Origin of the sequence: Mycobacterium scrofulaceum (genome assembly GCF_002086735.1) — a bacterium.
Lineage (GTDB): Bacteria > Actinomycetota > Actinomycetes > Mycobacteriales > Mycobacteriaceae > Mycobacterium > Mycobacterium scrofulaceum.
In genome coordinates this window covers 1-514 of the sequence record NZ_MVIJ01000165.1, presented here as the reverse complement: position 1 = coordinate 514, position 514 = coordinate 1, and the positions used below count along the sequence as shown (strand labels likewise).

The following is a 514-nucleotide window of genomic DNA, read 5'->3' as shown; positions in this document are numbered from 1 at the left end:
GGGCTGGCGGGAAGCGACGTGGCCGGGTTGGGGGACATGGCGTTAGGAGGCGTGGTGGGTCACGGTGAGGTCAGTGGTGTCGTGCAGGTGGCCGTGGGTGTCGAGGAAGACCCACCGGTGCTGGCGCCACAACATGGGTGTCGTGCTGGTGGTGCTGCGTGGGTCGACGAGGTATCCCAGGTCGAGCGCGGTGGGTATGTCGGTGTGTTCGATGAGGTCGATGCAGTTGCGGCAGGCTGCGATCGCGTCGGCGGGACTTCCTAGGGTGTGTGGGTGTGCGCGGCGGCGCCGGGAGAAGATCGCGGCCTGTTCGTATGTGCATGCGGGAGCCATAATTTCGCAGTGGCCGCTGGCGCGGGCGGTGATTTGTTGGGCGATGGCCGGCGCCGGTGCGGCGATGAGCAGTTTTCTGACTCGGACACGTCGGCCCGGGCGCGCTGCGCGGGTGGCGGCCGGCACGGCGGCCGGTGGTGTGACCGGTTGGAGGTCAAGCGATTTCGTGTCGGGCGGGGGC

General features: G+C 68.7%; 1 pseudogene. It reads right to left on the bottom strand.

What is annotated here, in order from left to right:
* Positions 1 to 42: 42 nt before the first annotated feature.
* A pseudogene (locus tag BST44_RS30765) lies at positions 43 to 514 on the bottom strand (hypothetical protein); the annotation flags it as partial.